Source organism: Bythopirellula superficialaquae (assembly GCF_059632245.1).
In genome coordinates, this window is the sequence record NZ_CP197426.1 from 639,399 (window position 1) to 664,898 (window position 25,500).

12 protein-coding genes are annotated in these 25,500 nt (G+C 48.0%); 1 reads left to right on the forward strand and 11 read right to left on the reverse strand.

Features of this window, described 5'->3' with window-relative positions; all coding sequences use genetic code 11:
• Positions 1-69: 69 nt before the first annotated feature.
• The 11 genes from SH678x_RS02780 to SH678x_RS02830 all read right to left on the reverse strand — a co-directional run bounded on the left by SH678x_RS02780 (position 70) and on the right by SH678x_RS02830 (position 17,804).
• Entirely contained in the window at positions 70-1,299 is a 1,230-nt protein-coding gene (locus SH678x_RS02780) for a Tm-1-like ATP-binding domain-containing protein (RefSeq protein ID WP_496921358.1), read from the reverse strand.
• Between the two features lie 388 nt (positions 1,300-1,687).
• On the reverse strand, positions 1,688-3,880 hold the full coding sequence (locus SH678x_RS02785; RefSeq protein ID WP_496921359.1) for an alpha-L-arabinofuranosidase family protein: 2,193 nt from the start codon (positions 3,878-3,880) through the stop codon (positions 1,688-1,690).
• A gap of 62 nt (positions 3,881-3,942) precedes the next feature.
• Positions 3,943-7,344: a right-handed parallel beta-helix repeat-containing protein gene (locus tag SH678x_RS02790; RefSeq protein WP_496921360.1), complete on the reverse strand. Its 3,402-nt coding sequence runs from the start codon at positions 7,342-7,344 to the stop codon at positions 3,943-3,945.
• Positions 7,345-7,463: 119 nt separating this feature from the next.
• A complete protein-coding gene (locus tag SH678x_RS02795) occupies positions 7,464-9,764 on the reverse strand; it encodes a CehA/McbA family metallohydrolase (RefSeq protein ID WP_496921361.1) in 2,301 nt (766 codons plus the stop codon).
• Positions 9,765-9,791: 27 nt separating this feature from the next.
• Positions 9,792-11,180, reverse strand: coding sequence for an SGNH/GDSL hydrolase family protein (locus SH678x_RS02800; RefSeq protein ID WP_496921362.1), 1,389 nt, complete (start codon positions 11,178-11,180; stop codon positions 9,792-9,794).
• 14 nt (positions 11,181-11,194) lie between these two features.
• A complete protein-coding gene (locus SH678x_RS02805) occupies positions 11,195-11,707 on the reverse strand; it encodes a peptidase associated/transthyretin-like domain-containing protein (RefSeq protein WP_496921363.1) in 513 nt (170 codons plus the stop codon).
• A gap of 62 nt (positions 11,708-11,769) precedes the next feature.
• Positions 11,770-12,834 carry a DUF1559 domain-containing protein gene (locus tag SH678x_RS02810; protein WP_496921364.1) on the reverse strand — a complete coding sequence of 355 codons (1,065 nt, stop codon included), beginning with the start codon at positions 12,832-12,834 and terminating at the stop codon, positions 11,770-11,772.
• 148 nt (positions 12,835-12,982) lie between these two features.
• Positions 12,983-14,119, reverse strand: a complete 1,137-nt coding sequence (locus tag SH678x_RS02815; protein ID WP_496921365.1) for a hypothetical protein — start codon at positions 14,117-14,119, stop codon at positions 12,983-12,985.
• 174 nt (positions 14,120-14,293) lie between these two features.
• Positions 14,294-15,193: a hypothetical protein gene (locus tag SH678x_RS02820; RefSeq protein ID WP_496921366.1), complete on the reverse strand. Its 900-nt coding sequence runs from the start codon at positions 15,191-15,193 to the stop codon at positions 14,294-14,296.
• A 158-nt stretch (positions 15,194-15,351) separates the two neighbouring features.
• Positions 15,352-17,283, reverse strand: a complete 1,932-nt coding sequence (locus SH678x_RS02825; RefSeq protein ID WP_496921367.1) for a lectin-like protein — start codon at positions 17,281-17,283, stop codon at positions 15,352-15,354.
• Positions 17,280-17,804, reverse strand: coding sequence for a sigma-70 family RNA polymerase sigma factor (locus SH678x_RS02830; protein ID WP_496921368.1), 525 nt, complete (start codon positions 17,802-17,804; stop codon positions 17,280-17,282). Before SH678x_RS02830 ends, SH678x_RS02825 begins: the two co-directional genes overlap by 4 nt.
• A 453-nt stretch (positions 17,805-18,257) precedes the next feature.
• On the opposite strand from SH678x_RS02830, the gene SH678x_RS02835 reads away from it, so the two are divergent.
• Positions 18,258-25,496, forward strand: a complete 7,239-nt coding sequence (locus SH678x_RS02835; RefSeq protein ID WP_496921369.1) for a PQQ-dependent sugar dehydrogenase — start codon at positions 18,258-18,260, stop codon at positions 25,494-25,496.
• Positions 25,497-25,500: the final 4 nt, after the last annotated feature.

Consider the following 25,500-nt stretch of genomic DNA (forward strand, 5'->3'; position numbering starts at 1 on the left):
ATTTACGTGGAGCAGGGGACTAAATGTCGCACATCACTTTAGAGACCCCGAGTGCTTAACTTGATTGCTTTACGACAAACAGCTATTAATTTCCAAAAAATGCTCGACTAAAGCTTTTGAAAATTCAATGGAATTGATGTGATAAGGAAGCCGAATTAATTGACGATTTGAACTGATTTGAAGTCGTCGCTCTAACTCATGGAACAGAGCCTTGTCAACCTGAGGATCATAAAAGGGCTGGCCAGGGGCATCAAGCAATGAAACTCCTCCCTCTGGAATTAGCACACGCAAGGGAGTTGTAGAAGAATTCAATTTCTCCGCGATGAACGCCGCTATCCTAAGGTTTTCTTCAACGGTGGTCCTCATGAGTGTGACTTGAGCGTTATGAACATGAAGTTGTCGTTCGCGAAACTGAGACGGCACCGTTTCTATGGATCCGAAGTTCACCATATCCAAGGCCCCCAGACTAAGCACCAAGGGAATTTTGGCTTTGATTAACATCTCAAAGCGAAATGGACCACTGGGGAAAACGCCACCGACAATTTCGTCAGCGACTTCCGTCGTAGTGATATCTAGTACGCCTGTAATTAGTCCCGAAGCCACCAACTGCTCCATTGCCCGCCCCCCCGAACCTGTCGCATGAAAGACCAAGCAATCATAACCCTCCGATTCCAATTGCTTTCGGACTTGGTCGACACATGGCGTTGTAACACCAAACATAGTCATTCCAAGGGTTGGGCGGCTACGGGGTCGGGAATGGGGGCGCCGAGCCATACCGACCATCGCGTGGGCAGCATTGGCTAGCACAGTTTCAGATACCGAATTGAGTCCAGCCACATCGACCACAGAATGCATCATGATAATATCGCTACTGTCCACATAGGGGGCTACATTGCCGCTCGCTACCGTGGAGACCATCAGTTTTGGCAGACCAATGGGGAGAGCCCGCATGGCAGTAGTTATAAGTGAGGTTCCACCGCTGCCTCCCAAGCCAAGCACGCCGGACAACTTACCACTTGCCGATTCCTTCAGCAAAAATGATTTCAGTGCATTCGCCATCCTTGTAATTGCTTGTGCGCGATCTGTGTTTAATTCGGTTACAGCTGCCGTTTCTGCCAATTCTTCTCCCACAGCGAGGACCTCTTCGCGCGAGACGTCGGACTGAATTACAGGTGGATTCAGTGTACCCACGTCGACAGTCCTAACAGACACTCCAGCATCACATAACTGATCCCGAACAAAGGCTAATTCCGAGCCTTTGGTATCCATGGTACCTACAACATAGACACTTGCTGACATTTGGAAAGAGTCCTCACACTCAAAGCAGATCATCCGAGTTTGTGGTCAGACAGTTATGGATAGATGCTGGAAATGGGTTGAGACGATCTTGAGTTTTTGTGAAGTAATGCGATTTTATTGATAATTAAAAACTAATTATCAGTTCGCTCATGGTTGCGGAATAGATCGAGTCAGACGTAGGGAACTTCCGTTCATTTGAGGACATGCATTACAATTAGAATCTTACAATGAGCACTCATCCACCCTGTTGAATTTACAATCCCTGCATGGTAGTTGGGTCATGTCTTACCCTCATCAAAAGGCTAGAGGCCATGTCTTCAATTAGGAATTGCGATGTAATCTAGGAATTTTTGAGACTTGGACCGTAGCCTTTATTCTCGCAAAGTCTTTACTTGCAACTTAGTATCACCTGAGTGAATGACCACGGACCGACTTCCAACAAGTATGACTTGGCAGATTCCAGACCCACCTTCTCCAGGTCCCGCCTAATTTCCGTTGGCTGAGTAAGTGTATTCATTTCGAACGGCCCCGAGGCTGAGAGAGTCGTCTTCTCACCTTTGGAAAAGTCTCGCTTGAGCTGTTGCAAGTCAAAGTTTGACTTTTGTGAGTCTTGAGTACGATTGAGCACATAAATTACTAAGTGCTTTTGCTCACGATCCCAGGCAGCAGAGACCTGGAAATTGTCATCGAATCGGGCCTTGTAGCCTTTGAACTGCAAGGGCCAAGCCGCTGGAGAATGTGAAAGCTCGCGCATTGCCACTCCTGCCGCTGTTAAAAATACTCCCTCTTTTGGAGTTTCGAACACGCATTGGCTATGTGTGTTTGCGAGATTATTGAAGATCACAAAATCGATCTCGCCGCCAAGTCGCTGATAGGCCATGTAATCCATTAGGACCTTCATAGCGTAGTACCACTTGCTGAACATATAAGACTTCGTAAAACCACTTTCAGATTGAATGCGGTTCTGAACATCGGGAAACTGCTCGTAAAATAGCTTTTCCGTTTCGCAGTACACCAGCGATGTTCCGTGGGTGGCATTGAAACTTCGGAGATGCCCAATCATTCGTTCAAGATAAGAAAATTCGCTGGGGCCACGATCAGCGAGAAAATCAATATGCTCACCAGCAATCTCCAACATCTGGGGCACATAGTCCTGGAAATGTAAGCGGGGACTACCGTCCTGGTTTAATCTTTCACCGTAGGTGACTAGCCCCAACTTGATCGTCGGGTCCACCTTCTTCATGGCTTGGCTATAAGTGACGGCAGCACGTGCATACTCTTCTGGCTCAAACCAGCGATGCACCTCGTTATCAAGTTCCCAATACTTGATTCCAAAAGGTTCCTGATAGCCATGCGAAGCACGGAGATCAGCCAGCGGATGCTCGCCGGCGGTCAGATTACAATAAGCGACCAACTCAGCGGCACGGTTTGCACCTTCCTGTACGTCGCGAAATAATTGAAAGTTGTACCCGTGCTTTCCAGGAGGCGCCCCGTTTTCTCCAAAATACCATTCATAATCGGGCTTGTTAGGATGATGTACGTTAACGCAGTACATCATCTCAGCGCCAATTCTTTGAGACAGCATCGCTAACTCGGCTGTCCCTACATCGTTGTAATTCTGCCCACCCCAAAAATAAGACGGCTGCGGCTTTCGCTCGCCAGCTGGGCCAACACCGTCACGCCAATTGTAAAAGGAAGCAAAACAGCCACCGGGAAATCGCATCACACCAGGCCGTATGTCTGCGAGTGGAGCCAAAATGTCAGTGCGCCAACCATGAAAATTTTCTACTGGCATGAAAGAAAAATCGTCGACCTCCAGCGAGCTACTCGGCGGTAACCAAATCGCGAGCGTTGCCCAGCCGTCAAATGATCTATTCGTGAGCGATACAGTTTTTTCCGTCCAGTCTGATGAGATCTCTCCCAGCGGTATTTGTATGATAGGCCTGTCCCATTTGCCCGTCGCATAAAGCCGTAACTCTGCGCCCATCAACTTTTTTGAGCAGCGAAACTTGCCTCGGAATTTGTAAGTTGTGCCAGGTCGAAGTAATTTCCCTTCTTGAGCAAGTCCCCCCGAAGCTGAAGTCTGACGATTCTCGACAAGTAGGTATTGGCTACCATGCCCTGAGCCACCCGCGTGAGTAGTCAGTTGGACATCGCCCGTGGAATTTTCTTGAACGAGAAAGCTCGACTGATCATCAATCGGCAAAATACCCCCAATACCAGGCGCGGCGAACCAGGGATTATGCTCGTAGCCGGAGTGGTACCAATCCTCGCCACGCCAATCTGTCTTGTAACCTTGAGCCGGATCGCCTGGCTTGTTCCATAGATCGAACCATTCCACACTGATAGATTTGTAAGGCGTGAATGGTTCGAAGCTGCGATTAAAGAGCATCTCGCTCCACATAGGTTCGACTTGCAGGCCGTATCCTAACTCGATGAAATTCCCGTAGAGACGTGGGCTGATCGGCTTTGGAGCCAGAAGCTCATCCGTAACTACGAATTCGTGGGATGCTCCCCAGATGCAAACAGGAATACCCCAACCGACATACAAGAAGAGTAGGATTGAGAATCGAGATAACATGCGGAGAACCTTCCGGTTCAGAATTGTGGTCAAAATCTCGGGGCCTGCATCAGTCAATACTTTTAGACAAGCTTAACATCAAAGGCCGCGTCCAATATTTCCAAAGAATCTGAATCTTCAATAGCAAACTGATCGATCACAGAATCACTAGCCGAGAAGTTTGTCTCTGACGCAAACGCTAGTTGACTAGAATCGTTTCTCGATATGTTTGTTGCAGCCATTACGGCAGCATCATCACGATCTAGTTCCTCAAATAGGACATCACTGCTTTCTAACGCATGCCGTTGTCCAGTGGAGAAGCTCAGAAAGACGCTGGAAGAGAGACTGGTGTTTGTGCTCTCCTCGCCGGCAAGAAGCGTTGCTGCAGGGGGTGGGAGCTCATCGCTCGTAATTGCAGATAGCGGAGGGGTTGTGGAGTATTGATTCTGCCAAATGATAAGATCAGCGCTATCGACGTTTCCATCATTGTCTGCATCGCCGGTAGCCTTGGTTCCTGTCCCTACCGCTCCATACCCTCGCTGCCAAGTCAGGAAATCGCGGCCATCGATATCTCCGTCCGAATCGAAATCGGCTGAGTCCGGCTCCGGGGCTGGGATTATGTATTGAATTGTCAAAGTCGGTCGAAATGCAGCAGTAGAGTGATTCGAGGTCGCATAAGACATGTAGTCCGCGACGCCATCGTTGTCGTCGTCATTCTGGTAGCGAATACGGAACTGTGTCTTGCCCGTGAGATTGATGAAATCGTTGTCAGGGCTTTCCAATCGACTATAGATCGTCTGTTGATCGGAATATGCGGGCCAGGCAAACTTCGAAACTGCCAACTTGGTGGCTGACGCTTCCCAATCGGTTGAGACGAGCGCGTCAGTACCAAAGCCGGGAGTGGCAAGGTCGACCAAAATGTCGCCGAACTGCGAGTTTGCTACACCGATGGGTATGCTCCCCGATGGGTTGCCGATGCGCGTGATGCCTATGGTAGCCTGGGTAACGATTGCATTGTCGGGTAGCGACGAAGTATCGAAAGACAGGAACTGACGATAAGCTCGATTACTGGAATCGTCGCCTAGCCGGAAGGTCGTGCTGCTGGAGCTGATGGTCCCACCGACACCACTATTTTGGGCAGATTCAAGAATATGGCCATCCTCCGCGGAAATCGATGTGTAAACTACTTCGGTGGGATCAGGGGATGGCCCCGGTGGAGGCGATTGATTGATATCATCGCTGTCCGTCAACCGAATAAAATCAATTGCCATGCTAGAACCAGCGACCACGGTCGGGTCGATGCGAACTTGTGTAATTATTCCCTTAGCACCCGCTTCATCCAGATTCACGAAGTAATCATGCATGTTGCCGTCGGGCGTAATTGGCACATACACGCTTTTGGCTTCGTTCCAGACACCGTCAGTCTCAGTGACCCAGAAGACCTGGGCGAAGCTGCCAGCGGTTTGGCTCATGCGAACCCAAAAATAGGGAGTCTGGGTGCTGTTGACCCAAGTAGGAGGCGATTGCACGTACGGGTCCGAATTCGCGCTCTGTCCCATCAAGGCACCACCTGTCACTTGAGGGTTACTCCAGTGATTGAAGCCGTTCCAACCTTCCAGATCACCGTTGGTGTTGAAATTCCACCAAGTAGGCCGATTCTTGACGGCTGCATAGTCTAGCTGGCGATTATTCGTAATCGTGAATCCATTCCAGTTTGAATTGGTGGCAGAGAGAAAGCCGATATCAGAGTCGCCACGATAGATACCGTTATTGGAAATCGTTCCTGTATTAGCAGCAAGACTGCCTTGAATTTCGCTATTGATCGTATTGTTCCAAGGGTCGCGGGCGTTGTTATAAAAGACGTTATCTGTAATTGTGAGATTCGTATTCGGTCCATCCGTGCTCAGGATGAGTAGGGCGGCCCCGTCATTGGTATGAATCGTGTTGTGACGGAAGATAATGTTCTCGTTGTTGCCTTCAAAATCCATACCGCTTCCATCGCCGGCTTGTCCTCTATCAAGAAGAGAAAACTCACAATCCTCAATCACTAAGTTCTTCGATGATTGAGCAAAACCCATCGTCAATCCAGACCATGTGTCCTTTCCGCCGCCCCCGATAGCATGGACACGTCTCACTATCCCACCGTCGACATAGAAGAGTTGAAAGCTACCATTAAGACAATTCGTAGCAAGGCAATCTTCCATCAGAAAATTAGTGATGCGACTCTTGTATATTCCTGGGTAATACCACCCAGTACCGAATAGAACGCCAATATTGTCGGCTGTTATGTTACGAACTGTTAGATTGTTGAGACGCGTTGCAAACTCAGCTGAGTTCCACGGTTGCCCACCCACCCATATTCCAGCCGACCAGGAGAATTCAAAGTTATGCATGCTGGGATCGAGTGTCGCGTCGGGAAAATCGCGAAAGTTACAGTTTTCAACTGTCACATTAGTGCTACCAGAATCGGTCCACTCGTAACGCAGGTAGATGCCCAGCTTGGATTGCTCTACATCAATATTGTTGATGTTGACGAAACTTGCGTTGTTCCAGGTCACCCCTACGCCATTGACAATATCGTTCGGTCGAATTATTGGATTTGCACCAGCACCGTAGCTACTGAGAACGATAGGTGTCAAAGATGTGCCTTTACCACGTATGTTGAGTTGCTCAGTAAAAGTGTCACCGGCCTTCAGCAAGACCCGCTCTCCAGGCAGGAGAGATTTGTAAGCCGCGAGACTGCTAAAATCACTCCAGGGAGTCTCTGCGGAAAACCCATCGTTCGAGTCGCTGCCGCCAGAACTACTAATGTAAAAATCGTGGACCGTATCGTCGATGGTAAGACGCACATTGTCGATAGCTAGTCGAGAACCACCGATGTAAATTTGGGTACCCCGTCCAACAAAGGAAGCAAATTCCGCGCTATTAAATGAGACGGTCACAGTCGACCATTGACCTGCTGGCAACTCGAAATCTTCCCGGCTCGCGTTCCAGCTAGGGTGATATACAGCGGTTCCCAAGTTGGTAAAGCCAATAGATTCTTGAAGATAAATTTCCGCTCGATTTGTTCCTGACGCAAGCGGAAATAAATCAAGAGTCAAGAAATACCGCGTGTTAGCGGCAATTGTGGGCCCAGCGCGGAACATGGTCCAGTTATCAAGATCAGCCCAAGCAAATTGTTCTCCTTCGGGAGCCGGCGAGGCAGGAACCCAAGGGGCCTCGAACGTGGTTCCAATACCTCCTGTTTGCCCCCAATTATTTATACCGGCAAAAAAGCTATTGGCCTCCGAAAGTTCCGGTGACTCGAACCCAGCATTCGTCATTGGATAATTGACGATCGCTAAGAGTCGCCTATCTTCCAACATTTCAAAAAATGAGAATTTTCTTAGTTGCAGAGCTTTATTAGAGCCGCGAGATGATATCTCGATAGATGAATTTTCTTTGAAAAGATCGATGAGCTTGAGCAGGAACTGTTTGCGCGACATGGTATCCCTTAGTTTGTCGAGAATCTCGGTTGATTGTCTGGTGTCAATTAATATCTTGGTGCGTTCTCGCAACGAATACATTTTCTTTAGTTAATGCCACAACTTAGCTGATTAGGGAACTACTTAACTTGACTTGGGATGGCCTCTGAGGCATCGAGTTGAATGTGGTGGTCGGCATGATTTCGTTTCATTCTTTCGGTGCTGAGAGTCTGTGACAATCTCGCATAATAATTTCTGGCGTTCGCAATGCGCTCTCTAACTGGACCTGCCTGTCGAGCATTCAGGGCGTTCCAATAATCCAAAGGATTTGGACTGTTACTCATGACTGCTTCCGAATCGCTCAGGGCCTGTTCGATCTCATCGAGTGAAGCCACTTGTTCAGCAATTAATCGTTCTGCGAGTTCTGGATCCCAATGTCGATAACCAGGGCGTGAGACATAAATTGGTGTTGTGTGCGCTTCGGAGCCATCTCGACCAACAGCATGGGCTGCGAGCCAGCAGCCATAACCGGGCTCAAGCATAGTATTAATTTCTAATTCTGTTTGGTTAGAACTATCTGCTATGACTTCTTGATACGTTTCTCCGAATCGCACTAATCGCAAACGCACGGGAGCCGATGCACCAGTAAGTCCGTCCGCTTTTACAGATACTTGCAATGGGGCATCGCTATCGCCCACGTCAATTTCCTCGCCTGGGAGAGCATCGTTCACTCGAAAATCCAACATTGGACCGGTAGTAACAAAAGACTTACCGGCTCGTAAACTTTCGAACCAGTTGTCTGGATTGAACGAGTCTTGAGTACCAGTGTAGGCGTAAACGCGTACTGCTCCGATAGTGCCGCCGTAGGGCGTATCCGCACCTGCAGAGGCCGTCATTCGAAAACCCAAATTGAGCATATCGTAATAGAGATCTGTCCCTAGGTTAGCCTGCATGATGCTGTTGAAATCAACGATTTCAAGCGGTGTGAAGAGCGCCATTTGGCGATTGACAAAACATGCGTTAGCACCCATATGTGTGTGGCCGTACAGACCTCCTTGGCTGTGGATCTCGTTGGCAACCCAATCGTTCTGCAAATACTGATTCAAGTCGCGGACCCGACTTTTTAGGTTCAGGCCGATCACATGGCCTAGCACGGAGCGAGGATCTTCTTGGCCAGGAACCAGCCAATGATCCTTGTAGTGAACGCGAAATTCCGGGCCGAAACCGCGTTGTGCGTAATAGGTGCGCTTCTCATCTCCCATTTCCAGAATGTTGGCAACGTGTATGTCTACTGCTCGGGTGTAATCGAGTAACTTCTCAGCATCTTCACTGCTGGTGAGACGTGAGTGAACGTGATCATCTCCAGAGTACCAGCCGCGGTCGGGCATATTCGTCCAGCGCCGAAGTTGAAACTTATGCCGAGACCACTTGCCAGATTCAATTTGAATGTCTCTCTGAATGGGTTCATACTCAATCCCATGAAGGATACGCATTTCCCAATCGCCTGCCGGGAGAACTGTTTCCAATTTGCGAGGAACGATCCAATATCGTCCACGATTGTCTCCAGGCAAGAAAAACATGTAGCCCCGGCCAAGTTGTGATAAATGCGGAACCACATCATTCAAGAGTGGTCGCAGATCTACAGAACCAGGTGGTTCCCAGAGCTGTTTGCCATGTTTCGACTGGAGCCTCATCAGAACCGGCGTAGGCTGGCCATTCTCGTCAAAGACCTCCACGGCCAAGTTTCCCCAAGGCTTAGTGAGGAATGTAAAACCGTGCCAATGATTTGGCTGACTTTGACCTTCTTCTTGAAAAGCAATTTGTGAAAAAGTTGTTTCAGCGGGTAACTGCTCCATTTTCAAGAGAAGATACGTAATGCCTTCGGATGCTATAGGGACTGTAAAAGGAGAATTAAGCTGTTCGGCTGTAAGATCCCAAGTCTTCACCACAAAGCTGGTCGGGCCATCGCCAGTGACCACCTTTACCAGCAGTAAATTGACTTGAGGGTCAAGATGTATAGGCGTATCAGGATCATGTGTTAGTCGACCTTTACGGAAGTCGAGTTCGATCGCCTTTTTCGACATCCCTAGCAACTTGGTCAATTCCTGTTCAGCTTGCCAGCGTTGATACTCAGCCAACTTCAAACTGCCCCCATCACCATGGTCCCATTGAAGGTGATCCATCTGTCTTAGTCTAGATTCGAGTGCATCTAAAACTTGCATTTCCTCGGTGATAAATTGATTTCGCAAATGCTCGACAACCTGGCGAGCAAACTCGACCGAGCCGCGCATGGGTGGCTGTACCTTGGCTAGCTCTTCCGCGGAAGGTTGGTCGCGTACAATCTCATGCGCTATTGCCGTCAAGCAAAAGTTCAACAAAGCCGATGCAGCCATGCTGACAAGAACAAGGTATTTCAAATGTAAGTATTGAAACTTAGGCATGAGAGATTTTATCTATGAGATATAAAACTAGCTGGGAAGATAACCTTCGAATCGAATCAACAAGTCATCACCTCCTCGGTAAGAAGGTGGCTTTGGATCTAGCCATTCCACTAATTCCTGTTTAATAGCAAATGCAAAAAAGTGATTGCCCTGAGGATTATAGTGGCCTATGTAATAGCGATCGACATATTGCTTAGCATCCATTTGGAAAGTGCGAAATTCGCTCAGGTGTTTTTCTACAGTATCTATAAATGAGATGTTTTGCTCGACAAGAAAGTCATGTAATGCTTGTGAGTGCCACTCAACATGATTGGGATTGCTGACAGGATTGCCAGCGCAGTGGTGCCAGACCGAGCCTGCTGGATGACTCAACAGGACAAAGAGCTTCTTATCTCTTGCGGCCAAAAACTTCCTGAGTTCTTCTAATAGTTTGATCGTGACACGAGTGGCATAAGCATGGTGTAGTTGTCCCACAGTTTTCAGAGTTGATTCTGGATCGCTGAGATTGAGACCAGAAAATTGAATGGCGGAAGCCATGCGATCCAATGGTTCTTTGTTGAGAACATTACCATAGCGCTGAGCGGCCAAGACATGCACTATTTCATCATCTTGGAAAGTCTCGTAAACGAAGTCTGGATCACACAGTTGATAAAGAGATTCAGGTGTGGGACAGAGATTGCGTTTCTCGATCAAATCACCATTTTCTGGATCCAAGCGGGCATAATCCCACGGGTTAGCATGGAACATCTCCCCCGCCATGTTTTCAGCGACCTCAGGGGGGAACGATAACCAGCGCCAAGCCATGATACTTCGTAAATGGTCATCGCCCCATATGTTGAGAACGACATAAGGAGCACCCTGTGCGGTTGATTCGATATCGAGCAATCGTTGATAGGCCTGGTAGACGCCGTATCCTCCGATGCCATAATTGCGAATCGGTTCGCAGAAGTGAGCGGCCAAGACTTCTTGCCAAGTCTCCCCATCGCTAACTTGGTGACCTTGTGTAAAACTGTCGCCATACGTGTTGATGCGGCATGGATCTTCGGAGAAATTTACTTGGTGGCGTTGTCCTGCATTTTCGTATCGACCTATAGTAAAACAGCCATCAACTCCGTCCCGCATGAAGGTATTACGTAGCAAATATCCATATTCAGGATGAAACTTGGCCCAGACGCGTGCCTTGGGATCAAGAAAACGATCGACCCACTCCTTTTTTAGGACTGCCCCACTCAGTAATTCTTGCACAGAGTCTTTTTGAGCAGTTACTGGAGGCCTCCCGAGCAAACTCGTTGTCGCAAACCCGCAAGATCCCGCCACAACGGTCGCGACACCAGTGTCGAGAAATTTACGCCGAGATAAATTCGTGCCGAGGGAAGCAAACGATGTTGATTCGTCTTGGTTGGAGGGTGAAGACATGACGACAAGGTTCTCTACTTGACTTCACTGCTCAGAACGAATTCATACTTCAATTGATCGTGAGACACTTCGCATTTGAGAGGCGTCGTACCAGGGTCTGAGTAAACTTCAGGAATTGTAGTCCGCACACGCTTTCCTCGTTTTGGAGCCTGCTGTAAATGTGACATAGAAGACATACGTGCTAGAGTCTTAGGGTCACTTAAATCAGGCTCCTCCTCAGTAAAAGTCATCGCATTTTCAGGTGCCTTGACCACCACCACCCTGTAGGTTCCGGGCAGAACACCGTCGAGAGGTTTGAATGTTGTGAGTTGAGCAACTCCCTGATCGTCAGTCAGACCGAATGAGGCTCGGCCTTCTTTTGTACTTTGTCGAATGAACGTTATTGATGCTTGTTGTAAAGGTTTACCATCAAAGATAAAGCTAGGCTCGATGGGAACAGTCCCCTTTGATTCACAACCCAGCACGATCAGCAGCAATCCATATATCTGCCAAGGTACGATGCGGTTTTTGATAAACTGTTCCCTCATCAATTTGCTTCCCTTCGATTACATTTTTCTTGCAATGAATCAAAACTCATAGCCGCAGTAGATTAAAACGGTGATTCCGCAAAAACTTGTCCATCATCCTTCGTTCCCACAAGTTGGTAGGTGCGGAAGTCCACGGACTCGCTGATATAAGCAACGGCGCCGTCCACCATTAAGAAATTCACACCTCCCGGATGAAAGGATTCGAAGCCCATCGTGACGTGGAAGTTATACCTGTAAAACTGTGGACCGGGTTTATCAGAGCACTTATTCACATTTGGTTCGACAGGCCAATTGATGGAAGCCAAAGTTCCGGCATGGGCGGTCCCTGTATCGTTCCCAGCCCAGTACTTCTTCAGTATCTGAGCGTTATCATAGGTATGAGCTGACCTATCAACGATTGTCTCGCCAACGAACAGTGTATTTGAAGTGCCGTCTGGGACATCCTTGATCTTGACATTGTGAAAGCCAACGCGGCTGAACATGCCCGTGAGAGGACACATTACATCGTCTCCTCCTGGCGCCGAGCCAGCGCAAAATCCTGCGTCGATGAAAGGTACGATAATCCCAAGCGATTCCAGTTTGAGGTCAAATATCTGGCCACTAAAACCGCAAGTAGAAGGAAGTGTAGCAGGACCGATATTGCCGGAATAATTAAAGAATGGATCCCCTACCGCGAATCCATCGCTCGGGCATCTTCCTATGGGTATCGTAGGAAGAATTTCTCCGTTACGAATGACATTGACCCATTGACCTATGGGATCGTACTTGCTCGGGTCATCCAAATTGGGTACTTGCTCGTACAGCGCTTGCTGTTCAATAAAAGGAAGTATACGTACGACCCACGAACCATGATCGTCTTGCCATTCGTTACCTGCCTGCGGGTTCCCAGAAAACTTGTCGTGTTGGAGGGACCAACCATTAGTACCTCCTCGTGGGAAGCTTTTAAAGGTGTCGTGGTAGTTGTGTAACGCGACCCCATATTGCTTGAGATGGCTGATACACTGTGCTCTTCGAGCTGCTTCGCGAGCCGCTTGCACTGCTGGGAGCAAAAGCGCGACCAACACACCGATGATGGCGATCACCACCAATAATTCCACTAACGTGAAAGCACGCCGTAGCAGTTTCATGGCATTGAGATCCTTACTAACAGGCAGCTGATTTGAGCCGGCTGCCACCACCCCCAGATATTAAAACCCCGCATCGTCGGGAGGGAGAGATCCCGACGATGCGTTCACTAAAGAATACGCTTGTTCAGCAGTCTTGGACTGACTTGAATCATGGTTTCCGTCGATCACGACCACTCATGAGCATTCCTAAACTACCAAAGAGCGTTAACAATACTGCATTAGGTTCGGGGACTGTAACCGCCGACAACAGACCGCCATTGTAGGCATCTTGCCATTCACTTAGGTCGGTGGCACTAAAGGCAATTGGTGACTCTCCTCGTTGCCACGCGAGGAAGTCTCGACCGTCAACATCGTCGTCGCCATCGAAGTCGCCGGGAATGGTAGGTGGGAACGCTGGTGCTGCGTAAACCACAAGATTATCCAAGGTATGGGTTGCTAAACCATTGCCAGCAAGGTTTCGATTGGCAAACAAAGTGATAAAGTTGTCGGTATAGCCACCATCGGGTTTGGAATACGAGAAAACTGGTACGGAATTGATCGACACGGAGATATCGGTTGAGCCAACCCCATTCCAAGGATCACCGTCAACAGGGTCATTAATATCGATTTGAATACTGGCCGTTCCTAAGCCAGCTGGATTGGGAACGACGTTGCCGACAATATCTATGCCATCCCAAAACTGTAGGTAATTGGGTACAGGATTCCCGTTAATATCATTAGGCGCACAGCAGGTAGTCTCTACCATATTCATACTAAAAAACGGCCCATCCGTTCCTTCACCTTGAGCAGCTTGCTGATTTTCGCTGTCAATCAAAGTTCGGTGGCCGCCAATCGTAATGCCACCGGTGAGGAAACTGAAGTCACCAACAAAAGTCGAACCGATGTCCATGTCGAACGTAACCCGCTTACCGACAATTCCATCGAGGGTAGTCCCTTTGAAGTTATGATCCGGGGAAATCATAGTTGTATAGGCGAAAACAGGTGGACCAATGAATGGATTGCCATCACCAGCTAACAAGAGCGGTTGGCCAGCATTGGTAGCTGCACTGATAGTTTGGTGATGATAATCATTGGTGACATCCCCTTTGATGCCAACGTAATCGATTGGCGCTAGTGCGCCACTTTGCCGAGTGGCTGTTTCAAGATTCAAGTTGAGTGAATCAGCACTGACTGTAAACCCATCCGTGAATACAGGAGTGTATTGAGCCATAGCCCTACCAGCGCTTGTCGCGAGTAAGATAACTAGCAGCCAAGCGGCTCGATGAATTAAGAAACTGAGTTTCATAACAATACCTTTACTGAAGAAAAGTCATATTGCGGATGTCAACAGGAAATGTCTGCCTTGCGGCAACAGTGACGTCTGCCCCGACGTCGCAGTGGTAAATGATCTTGCTCACATACCGAGTTGCCGCAAGGCACACACAGAACAACTAGGAGTACTCCAGAACGAAACCATTGATTAAGCGAAGCGTCTTCTTGAGCAAATCGCTAACATCCCTAAGCACCCCAATATGGCGGTCGTTGGCTCAGGAATGACTCCTGCAGGCAACGAATAGACGGTGAGGTTGTCTACCGTATGTGTCGTTAGGCCGTTGCTTACCAAATTCCGATCACCGGAGAATGTGAGGATATTGTCAACATAACCACCGCCACCCTTGGTGTAGCTGCCCACTAACGCTGCATTGACATAGACGTCGATTGTCGTGGAACCAACACCATCCCAGGGGTTGCCATCAACCAAGTCATCAATATCTATTTGCACACTCATAGACCCGGCTCCCGCCGGATTTGGTAGGAGATTGCCAACTAATGTATTACCATCATAGAACTGCACAAAATTTCCAAATCCACTGGAATTGTCTTCCACAAAACGGATACCGAAATGTGGAGTGTTCTGATCCAACATCACTAAAGGACTACTAGCTCCGAGGCTAATGCCGGCGTTAATATAGGTTCCAGGTCCACCGAATTGTGCAGCTACATCCATATCGAAGGTAATACACTTGCCCAAGATTTCCCCCCCAATCAATCCTTTGAAGTTGTAATTGGGTGTGATTAAAGTTGGTGCCGCAAATACGGGTGGTGGAACAGGAATTCCAGCGTCACTGGCTATTAAAAGCGGTCCAAACCCCAATTGATGATGGTAATCGACCTGAGGCACGTTCGAGAGATAGTTGACAGGGATCAAAGGTCCCCCTTGTCGCGGGCTACCAATTTCGAAATCTAAATCCATCACGGCCGTACTTACATCAAAACTGTCATAGAATACGGGCGTACCTGCCGCCTGTATTCTCTGACTCATCAGCAATCCGAAGAAGATTGCTACCAGTAGACACAAGTCACAAAGTAGTCGCTTCATTAGTCCCCCACCTTCCATTAGATAAGTATCACAGAAGTCATTCTCGTACAAAGAACACCTTTGCTGGATTCTGTGAAAAAACTGAGAACGTTAAGGAAAAGTTATTCTCGAACCACTGGTAGTCTTTCTGCCCGAAAGAGGCTACCAATAACAAGCCATCAATCACTCTTTTTGGTTGACCCGTCGGAAGAGTCGATCGCATACTCCACGATATAACCAAACCAACCTGCGGGCAGCACATCACTAGAAATTGCCTGCATCCTCCAGCCGTCTGGCCAGGAACGGGAGGCATCCCAGCAAAACATGCCGTAAACTAAATCCGTCGGCAAATTCGGGACATCGATCTCCAAATTTCCCACAGGCTCACCTGTTATCCACTCCAATTTGCCCTGCAATAAGCTGCCAGTTAATCCAATCATGTTCTGAGGAATGCCGCACACACGTAGGATATTATTAGTAACAAATTCTCGCTCTTCAGGTGTCTCCAGTGTGAGAAGATGTCCTGATACTCCCAAATAACTAGAGTTTGTTGCACGCTGACTAATCGTAGGCCAATCGCTTGACTCGAGCGAAAGTACCAGACGATAAGCATGTCCGCTACCGCCTTCTTCTTTTGTCCAAAAGATAGGTTCTTGAGCAACTGAGCGATGTTGTAACGCATCAACGGTTGGCTCAAATTCGACCAAATATGTTGAAACCCGCTCGTGGATACTATCTGTACTTAGATCGTTCCAAGCCCAGGACTGCTTATCCGGAAAGCGAGTGAACATGCCATAATCTTCCCCACCATGCCAATCCGCTTCGCGAAAGTTATCAGGCTGTTGCACCGGCCAACTGGCCCAATTGGCGTATTCGAATGGTTCACCAGTAATCCAGCGAAACTCACCTTCTCGCAGCACATCAGTCAGCCCAATCCAGATTCCGCGAGTTGAAAGATCTTGGATAAAATTTTTGATCAAAAATTCGTCTTCACGATCCGAGGTGATCGTAACTAGATGTCCCTGCATGCCACGATGAAATGAATTCGAGGCAAGCCAAGCCGCTTCATGCCATGTAACGGGTTTATCTCTGACGACAAATTGATAATAGTGGCCGTTGCCGCCCTCAGAAGCTTTCCAGAGTAAAGGTTCAGCAATTCGAGTGGCAAGGTTTCCAAACGGCGCAGTGGAAAATTCTACTTGATCGCCAATTCCACCCTGCTGAGTTATTCGGCGGGCTTGCCGATCCAGCAATTTGAGCTTCCTAGGGGAATTTGGCATATCTTTAGATTCATGATAGTGAAGATCAACCTGGCCGCGGAAAACATGCAACTCCGTTGCCCCCGACGCATCGGCAACGACGCCAAACTCGGTACCTTGGTCAACTAGTTTAGAAGTCGGAGTGAGGATAGTGAAACCCACTGCAGATGGGGGAATATGTGCAACAAGCTTGCCATGTTCGAGAAAGACGGAACGCGTTGAATCCAATCGTAACTTTGCAGGTCCAGCAAGAATCAACTTCGCGCCAGAATCAAACACTAATTCAGCTTCTCCACCTGCCAACCTTATTTGACCGGTCTTTATCCGAGCGCTTACGTCAATCGGTTGTCCCGACCCATTCCAAACGGCCTCGGTAGCTTCGCGCAAGGTGGCAACAAATAACAATTTAGAACCATTGGCATTATCAGTCGGCAAATCCGATATAGTAAGTTTCGAGGCTCTGGAGCCATCGGATGATGCGAAGAAATTAAGCATAGCAGCGATAAATATGCATGCACACAAAGCTGCCACAATAAGTCCAGGTCCCCGTAAGCGGTACTCATTTTTCTGGCTAGAATGCTTATCCCCGACTTTAGTAAGTTGCGAGGATTTGATGTCCAATAGCAAATCCGCATCAGGGGAACGCGAGGTCGGCTCGCCCGTTCGAAAACGCCAAATAAGCTTTGCATTCACATGAAGATAAGCCAGGTACAACTCTCGCAGTTCGGCATGATCAGAAAGTAGGATCTCAAGGCGACTGCGATCAGCTTCGCTGATTGATTGGTCGCAGACTTGGTTTGCCAAGTCGATTAAATCTTCACGGACGTGTTCATCCAGAGGATCGATTTTCATGCTAACTCACTAGTCAATCGCTTTTCGATGCACTCGACAAGAATTTTACGAATTCGATGGAGACGCATGTAAATGGCGGGCACTGTACTCCCCAGTGACTCGGCAACAGCCTTGGTTCCGTTGGGACCCAAGTAGCATTGTTCCAGCAAATGCCTCTGTTTTGACGCCAGCTGGTTAAGACAGTAACTGAGGGCATCTGTTCTAGACTCAAGATCTTCGTCATCTATTTCGGTTGCCAGAATTTCGATCACGGGCTCAGAAAGATGCACGTTGCGGCGTTCACTCCGACGCAGGAAATTACGCACTTCGTTCAATGCAATCCCCCTGGCCCAAGGAAGAAATGCTCGGTTTACGTCATATTGATCCCACTTCTGCCAGAGAATGAGTGAGGTCCTTTGCAACACATCCTCAGCGTCATCCCGGTGTGGCAACAAAATTGCAATGTAGCCGTATAGCCTCCCCTGATTCTCGATGAATTCACGAGCAAAATCATCCTGAGGGCTTATATTAGCATTCGACATCGATCTTTCTGTCCCTTATGCGACTGCATTAGCTCGTAACTGCGATACTTGACCCGCTCACATTTCGTGTTACTTAGGGGGACTTTAACGAGAAAATTACAGAGAAATTACACAGATCGTTCTAAGTGCTTGCTTGGCAACACTTTACAGAGTGAGATTAGCCGTGCTTCGAAAACGTCTTTCGGAGATATCCAGGAGCGTCAGCCCATAACTGTCTCGAAGACATACTCAATAGCCAAACATATCAACTTTTTATCGTTAATTCTTCACAGCACAACACGAAAGGTTGCAAGCAGGCATCCTGACATGTTTTCGAGCAATTGGCGGGTGCAATATCAATAAACTATCTGAGTGGATCCAATGCCTGTATGTAAATATCCTAATCGAGGGCCGGTAAAAAGTTATCCAGACAAGCTATCGAGACTAACTAGGTTTGTCTGGCTATTGGTAGGATTGGCAATCCATTTTTGGGATTTCAATTCTAATTGCCGAGTTTACTCTCAACTCTCTTTTGAGGGCGGTGTATTTCATCGCGCTACGAATACTGGCATTGAGGGTGGAAACGTCGACTCGGGAGGGGCGATTTTTCTCTTTGTGCGCAACAATGGGTCGACTCCAGAGACGTTCACCAACGCAAACATCACCTTAAATGGCAGTGCTGCCAGTTCTTTTGGAAGTTATGACTGGTCGCGTGTTTGGCCGCTGACAATCGAACCAGGAGAAATGGCAACGCTCACTCTGAAGGGAAATGCATCACCCTTCCAAGAGGGCAATTCAATCAATCTAGGATTGCATGCTAACTCTGGAGCCTCGGTCAGCGTGCCGAATTTTTCTTTGACCACACCCAAGTTACGCGTGGGCAATGTGGTCCCCAGCCAAGACCTCAGCAAATCCTACGTCTATCTTAGGAATGACGATGCCGTCAGCTACTCGATTGACGATCTGTTTCTGAATGAGAACGTCACCGGCCAAAGCCGCTTTGTCGGCGGCAATACACTCATTGCTCCTAACAGCATCAAGATTATTGAAGTGGATCATGGTTCACCCCAAGCTCTGCTGAAACCATTAGCAGTGAGAGTTGCCGCGCGACGCACCGACAACAATCTAGCGATTCTCACGGGCGCTCCGGTACGGCTCACGGAACCCAACCTTCCCACCGGCACCTGGGGCAGTTCGCTGACCAACAACGAAGAGGTAATCGAACAAGCCCGTTTACAATATGGCCACTCTCTATCGGTGACCAGCACTTTTCCGCGCCTGCTTGATGCCCGAAACGAGAAACACTTTATTCAAGGATTGGTGATCGACGCTCTCGACTTCCCCTCGACGGGAAGCAATCAATGGGATCTGAATACCGTCTCGTCGCTGGGCCAGCAAGCACCACTGTTCAGCTTTCCGCCCATCTTACAGTCACAGGCGAATAACCCGAGTATTGCCGCCTGGTTAGTCGAAGATGAGCCGGACCTTTCCTCCAACCAAGCCAATCGTAATCCGCAGGCAATGTGGCGTCTCAACGAGACGTTTTGGCGTAACTCTGAAAAGCCAACCACGATGAATATGGCCTTCGAGAAATACAGTCAGCGATATGGATTGATTTCTGACCACCCCACCATAGATCACTACATGCAATATGCTCCGCTCAACTATGGAGGCATCTTTACGACTTATCATATCGACGAGGCACTTCGATATGCAGAATCGATGAAGGAAAATGTGGAACCTCTGCGGATGTGGTGGACTCCGCAAGGTGTATCACCCGGCACTTGGGGTACGCAACCGACGGACTGGGGAATAGCCGTCCAGTTTTGGAGTGCCCTGATGGGTGGTTCCAAAGGATTGGTTGGTTTCAAGTACAGCGACGTCGAATCGACTACTCCGATCCAACATGCTCGGCAGGAAGATTTGCACCATGAATTGCAGATCGTCCGCAACCTAGTGCTCTACGGTGAAACGATTGACAATACGACAATCAACAAGCCGCGTACGGATGTCGAAGCACGGTCGATTATCAGCGAGCATGCGTTGCTTTTGCCGGTAGTCAATCTGACAGGCCAGCAAACAACAGTTTTTGGTATTAAGCAGACACCCACATTCAATCTGGTAGACAATGTCAGTGTCAGCCTCTCGGTTCCTGATTGGATCAACATTCAGCAAGTCCGTCGCGTAACCAAGGATGGACTCTTGGACGACGTAAACTACACAGCGAACGGACAACAGCTAACGATCAACATCAGCTCTTTGCGGGATACTGAAGCATTTTTGATATCCGAATTCGACACACAGACTCCAGAGCGAGTCACTACTCTGCGATTAGCGCGACGTGATTCGGCTGACCCCAACTACACACCCACTCCCGCGGGAATGGATTTCCTTTCTTGGCAAGAGCCGTTCGACAACTTCGGCATCCACGGTTACAAGGTATTTGCCGATGGTGTGCAGATTGGCGACGTACCTACTCCAGCTTTCAATCAATTCACATTTGATCCTACAAAAACATACTCGGTGCAACCTTATGATGCCTCTGGAAATCTTGGAGCGGTCAGTAATTTGCTTGGCAACATGCCGATTCCACGCGCGGGAACTCCTGAAAATCGTGTTGTCTACAACGAATTACTTGCCAGTCGTTTTGCGGTCATCAATCGACCCTTGGTTGCGAATTGGGGTTCCGGAGTCCAAGCAAGTGGCAACTGGGGCACCGCAGGAGATAAAGTTCACATCGCTGATCTCAATGGCGATCGTATCGACGATTTGGTTGTCCTGCGGCCAGTCGATGTGGGCAACGGCCTTCAATGGCAGATGTCAACTTCTTACTCCTATTCGGGTGCTGGTGGTGTGCTATTTCCTGGACTTGCGGGTCGAATAAATCAGTCCATTGATTTCACGGCTACTGAAGAGGTACTTTTCGGTGACATTGATGGTGATGGCATCGACGACCCTGTGGCCGCAGACAGGACTGATGCTGGTATCTTTTGGAGATCGTTTCTGAGCAACAATCAGGTAGGATTTGCGGGCACGAACCAAAATTCCCAGCAGATTGCCGGTCAGCCCTTTGGAGTCGATGGACTCGACACGATACTACTTGGCGACATGAACGGAGACGGTATTGATGATCGAGTAATTCATCGCTTATGGACCAATGGAACTGGAGGTAATGCCCGTCATGTTTTCGTTGACTATAGTGAGGCCGGGCAATTCGGCGATGGCTACATCGATGATGCTGCAATTATTGGCATAGGTACCGATGATGTCATGATCTCGGATGTCAATGGAGATGGCTATGAGGACTTGGTAGGAATTCGAAAACAGGGATCGACTTATCAAACGTACGCCTACTATACCTCGGCGTCTGGGTTGCCGGTCAACACTCCGGCTTCGCCGCAGTTGTCTGACTTCGCAGGAGTTGGGAACCCTCTCTTGGGAGAGAAGGTTCTGTTCGGTCGGTTCAACATTGCACCGGGAGGTTTAGCTGCTGACTTTAATCAAGATGGTAGTGTTGATGCAAATGACCTCATCATTTGGCAGTCCAACTATGGACTGAGTGCCGCCAACAAAGTTCAGGGCGATGCCAATGGCGATCAACTCGTGAATGGGAAAGACTTTCTTCTTTGGCAGCGCAGCGTTGGTAGTAGCCTGAATAGTTTTAGCTCCATCAAATCAGTGCCTGAGCCAAGGAGCTTAGGCATGGTGAGCATCGGTGTGATGTTACTCTACTTTCAAACGAGATCTTTTCGGCATTGCTCAATCAAAGGACGTACTGCTCAAGAGACTAGAAAAACAATATTGCTCACCCATAGATTCAAGTACTGTCTAAGTTGTTTATGCTTGTTAACGGCATTGTCGCTTTCGGCCGAAAAGTCTATCGCCGCTGATTCGGAGATCGACTCAGAACGATTCGAGAAACAAGTTCTGGTTACTGCCGCAACAGATCCGATGCAGATGCAAGTGCAGAAGAACGGCGACATTTACTTCGTAGAACGGCATGGTGATGTCAAGCGTTATAATGCAAAGACAAATCAAGTTGAGCTTCTAGGACATATACCTGTCGGAGTATTTGTCGAAGTTGGTCTGATGGGAATGGCACTTTCTCATGACTTTGAGAGTACAGGTTTTGTTTACCTATTTTTTTGCCCAGCGGAGAAGAGGGCTTCTTTGCGTCTGAGTCGTTTTCAAATAGCAGATTCAAAACTTCTTTATGATTCAGAAAAAGTTCTTCTTGAGTATCGCATAGACCAGAAGGAGGCCGTCCACATGGGCGGAGGTTTGTGGATGACTTCTGACGGTGATCTTTTTATTGGTACCGGTGACAACACAGTACCTATCGCAGAGTTGCCGTTAGATCAAACGTTAGGCAATGAGTATCGAGATGCCATGCGAACAAGTGCAAATTCGCAAGATCTCAGGGGCAAAATTCTGCGAATACATCCAGAACAGGACGGTACCTATTCGATACCTTCTGGCAACTTGTTTACTGATGTTTCTGCAGGCTGTCCTGAGATATATGCGATGGGCTGTCGTAACCCATTCCGAATAAGTTACGACGAAATCGAGGGGCAGCTTTATTGGGGTGATGTAGGCCCCAACATTTCCATGCAAGTAGAAATTGGTCCTGAAGGCTACGACGAATTTAACCGCACGAAGGAGCCGGGTAATTTTGGCTGGCCCATGTTTATCGGCGCTAATGAGGCATACCGCAACTACGATTTTGCCAAGGCTCAGTTAGGCGATCCTTTTCAGGCTGAGAAACCTCTGAATACTTCCAGGAATAACACGGGCTTGAAGCAATTGCCTCCTGCTAAGCCTGCTTTCCTCTGGTACCCCAGTACAGCTTCTTCAATTTTTCCAGAGCTGGGAAGTGGAGGTAGGTCTGCGATGGCTGGCCCGATCTACCGTGAGCTGCCTAGTTTTGACCCTGTTCTTAAGCTTCCTGAAGCATATTCAGGAAGACTATTCATTCACGACTGGACCAGAAACTGGATCAAAACGGTAGCCTTTAGTCAAGAAGGTAACGTGTTAGATATTTTTCCTTTTATGTCGGGAACCAATTTTCGAAAGCCCATGCAGATTCAAGTTGCTGCAGATGGAACATTGTATGTCATGGAATTTGGTGATAAATGGATCGGCAATCGCGATTCGCAGATATCACGTATTGTCTATAGAAGGGGTAATAGACCTCCTATAGCAAATTTGACCGCATCGAAACTTCATGGCAAAGAGCCACTTACTGTGAATTTTGATGCAAGTTCATCGAGAGATAGGGATCCTGGGGATGAGTTGAAATTTTTGTGGAAGGTAGATGGAAAACAGATTGTAGCTCTCCGTGGCTCCCAACTCACCCAGACATTTACGTCTCAGGGTTTACACTTCGTAGAACTGCTTGTGACCGACCAAATGGGCGCACAAGCAGTAGCTCGCAAGACTGTGAGCGTCGGTAATTCATCACCCCGCGTAGAAATATCAAGTCCAGGTGACGGAGCTTTCTTTGAATGGGGAGAACTTATTAAATATAAGATTACCGTTGAAGATGAAGAAGATGGCAGTACCGAGAATCACGCAATATCTGAGGGGCTAGTATCACTTCGTGCAAATTATCGACAGCGTAAAGACAATTTCAATTCAGATTCATATATTCATCCAGGCCTGGCTTTGATGAAGAAAACTACATGCTTTTCATGTCACACAACCGGAGCGACATCTGCAGGACCAGCCTATGAGAGGGTCGCGCGTCAGTATACCAACAATCCAACAAATGTAGAACAACTTGCAAATAAGATCATTAGCGGAGGCTCTGGGAAATGGGGTGCCACTATGATGCCACCTCATCCGCAACACAAACTCGAAGAAGCAAGACTTATGGTTGAGTGGATACTTGGCCTTGCCGTTGACCGTTCGCAGCAAGTGGTTGGTGGAACCTCAGGTGTGATTCAAGCTCCCGATGAGCCAATAGATCCGCGAGCCAGTGGAGGGCTACTTGAACTAGAAGCAACGTATGATGACCGAGGTCATGGCTTGGCAAAATCGACTACAGGTCGAGATATCTGTGTACTCCACGCAAAGCGCAAGAAACTATCTTTCTTTGATCAATTTCAAAACGTAGATATTGTTGAGGTGTTTGAAGGGCAGATTGGTGCCGTTGGCTACTTTCAAAATGAGAGCATTGCCATCCTCGAGAATGTAAATCTTGCTGATATCGAGAAGATATCGTTTCATCTTGCTAGCTTAAGCGACACACCTGCAAGTATTGAATTGAGGCTGGACGATGCGAAAGGAATTCTTCTCGGGACTGTCCAACTCAATATCGCTGAGTGGCCAACGAATAAGTTTCATGAGATCGAGACAGTAATTTCTAATGTTCAAGGAGTGCATAATCTATTCGTTGTTGTTAGAGCTCAGGGAGCACTAAGTTATCCAGCGGTTGCAATTGAGTCACTGCAGTTCCTTGAGGGCCAAGAGAAACAATCGCTTGTCACGAAAGCCACTTTAATTCCTATTTCTTTAGAACATGAGAGTTCTCTTTCTTCTGGTCGAAAGTGCTGTGACATAATTTCAAAACTCTTTAACCAAATTCCCGAGGCGATTGCCGTTGTCTCCCCGGAAGACAACTATCCAGCCGATCATCGAATCATTGCCAATTCGAATATTGTCGTTTTCTGTGGGAATGACACGGCCCTTAGATCGCCTGAGAATCCACAAACTTTACGTGCCGATGTTTCAGAGAGAGTAGATTTTTTGCAGAGCTTGGGCGTTGGAGTATTCATTCTTCATCTGAATCGAGGCATAACTTCCGATCAGATAGACGAGAGTAATGCGACATCTAAATTGGCTTTAGGCTCCGTCCCTGGTCAAGAGCATCATGAACTTCTCGCAGGCTGGCAGGAGTGTACTTGGGAATTAGGATTACCGGAACAAACGAATTTATATAACTCTCTCTCTCCCTTGTTATGTTTAGGCGATCCTTCGTCGCAACACGGCGTGGCTTGGATTCAAGATCCTTCTGATCGTGGTCGGAGTCTTGCCTTTTTCTTGGATTCAGAATTAAGCAGTCTACGCTCCGAGCCTATCCGCCAGCTATTCGTGAACGCTCTGTTCTGGTTGGCTCGAAGGCCTCCGCCCACGCATAGAATTGATGTGTGGTTAGACCCATTTCTTTTGAAGTCCCCAAGAAAATTCGTTAAGGCATGGACAGTTGAAGATTTGGCTTCCGATTTAGAGAAGCCTTCTGAAAAAGGATCACCAATTCGCGGCGAAATGCTATTTCGGGAAGGAAGTTGCGCAGCATGCCACAGTCTAGGCGGCCAAGCCAAAACTATAGGGCCAGATTTAGCCGAATTCCGTCAGCACTTGGTGAATTCAATGAGTGGGGAAATGGCGCTCTTGAATGAGATTGTTAATCCCTCTTTAAAGGTTGACCCTCAGTACCGCATCAAACAAGTCGTACTTGATTCTGGGCTTACAGCGTCGGGTTTGCTGGTATCCGAGACTGACACATGCATTGAAATAATCTCAGACCCTTTGAATCCACAAACTATTCAACGAATTTCTAAATCTGAAATCTTGGAATTACTTGAATCACCGAATTCAATTATGCCTTCTGGATTATTGAACAATTTTGAGCGTCAAGAAATCCTTGATTTGCTCTCCTATTTGAGCGGTTTTTTGAAAACGGACAAAGTTATCGACAATAGTGGAAGTTGATTCG

Coding starts and splice junctions, on each gene's coding strand:
- SH678x_RS02780 (WP_496921358.1), bottom strand. CDS start 1,299: ATGTCAGCAAGTGTCTATGTTGTAGGTACCATGGATACCAAAGGCTCG.
- SH678x_RS02785 (WP_496921359.1), bottom strand. CDS start 3,880: ATGTTATCTCGATTCTCAATCCTACTCTTCTTGTATGTCGGTTGGGGT.
- SH678x_RS02790 (WP_496921360.1), bottom strand. CDS start 7,344: ATGTCGCGCAAACAGTTCCTGCTCAAGCTCATCGATCTTTTCAAAGAA.
- SH678x_RS02795 (WP_496921361.1), bottom strand. CDS start 9,764: ATGCCTAAGTTTCAATACTTACATTTGAAATACCTTGTTCTTGTCAGC.
- SH678x_RS02800 (WP_496921362.1), bottom strand. CDS start 11,180: ATGTCTTCACCCTCCAACCAAGACGAATCAACATCGTTTGCTTCCCTC.
- SH678x_RS02805 (WP_496921363.1), bottom strand. CDS start 11,707: ATGAGGGAACAGTTTATCAAAAACCGCATCGTACCTTGGCAGATATAT.
- SH678x_RS02810 (WP_496921364.1), bottom strand. CDS start 12,834: ATGAAACTGCTACGGCGTGCTTTCACGTTAGTGGAATTATTGGTGGTG.
- SH678x_RS02815 (WP_496921365.1), bottom strand. CDS start 14,119: ATGAAACTCAGTTTCTTAATTCATCGAGCCGCTTGGCTGCTAGTTATC.
- SH678x_RS02820 (WP_496921366.1), bottom strand. CDS start 15,193: ATGAAGCGACTACTTTGTGACTTGTGTCTACTGGTAGCAATCTTCTTC.
- SH678x_RS02825 (WP_496921367.1), bottom strand. CDS start 17,283: ATGAAAATCGATCCTCTGGATGAACACGTCCGTGAAGATTTAATCGAC.
- SH678x_RS02830 (WP_496921368.1), bottom strand. CDS start 17,804: ATGTCGAATGCTAATATAAGCCCTCAGGATGATTTTGCTCGTGAATTC.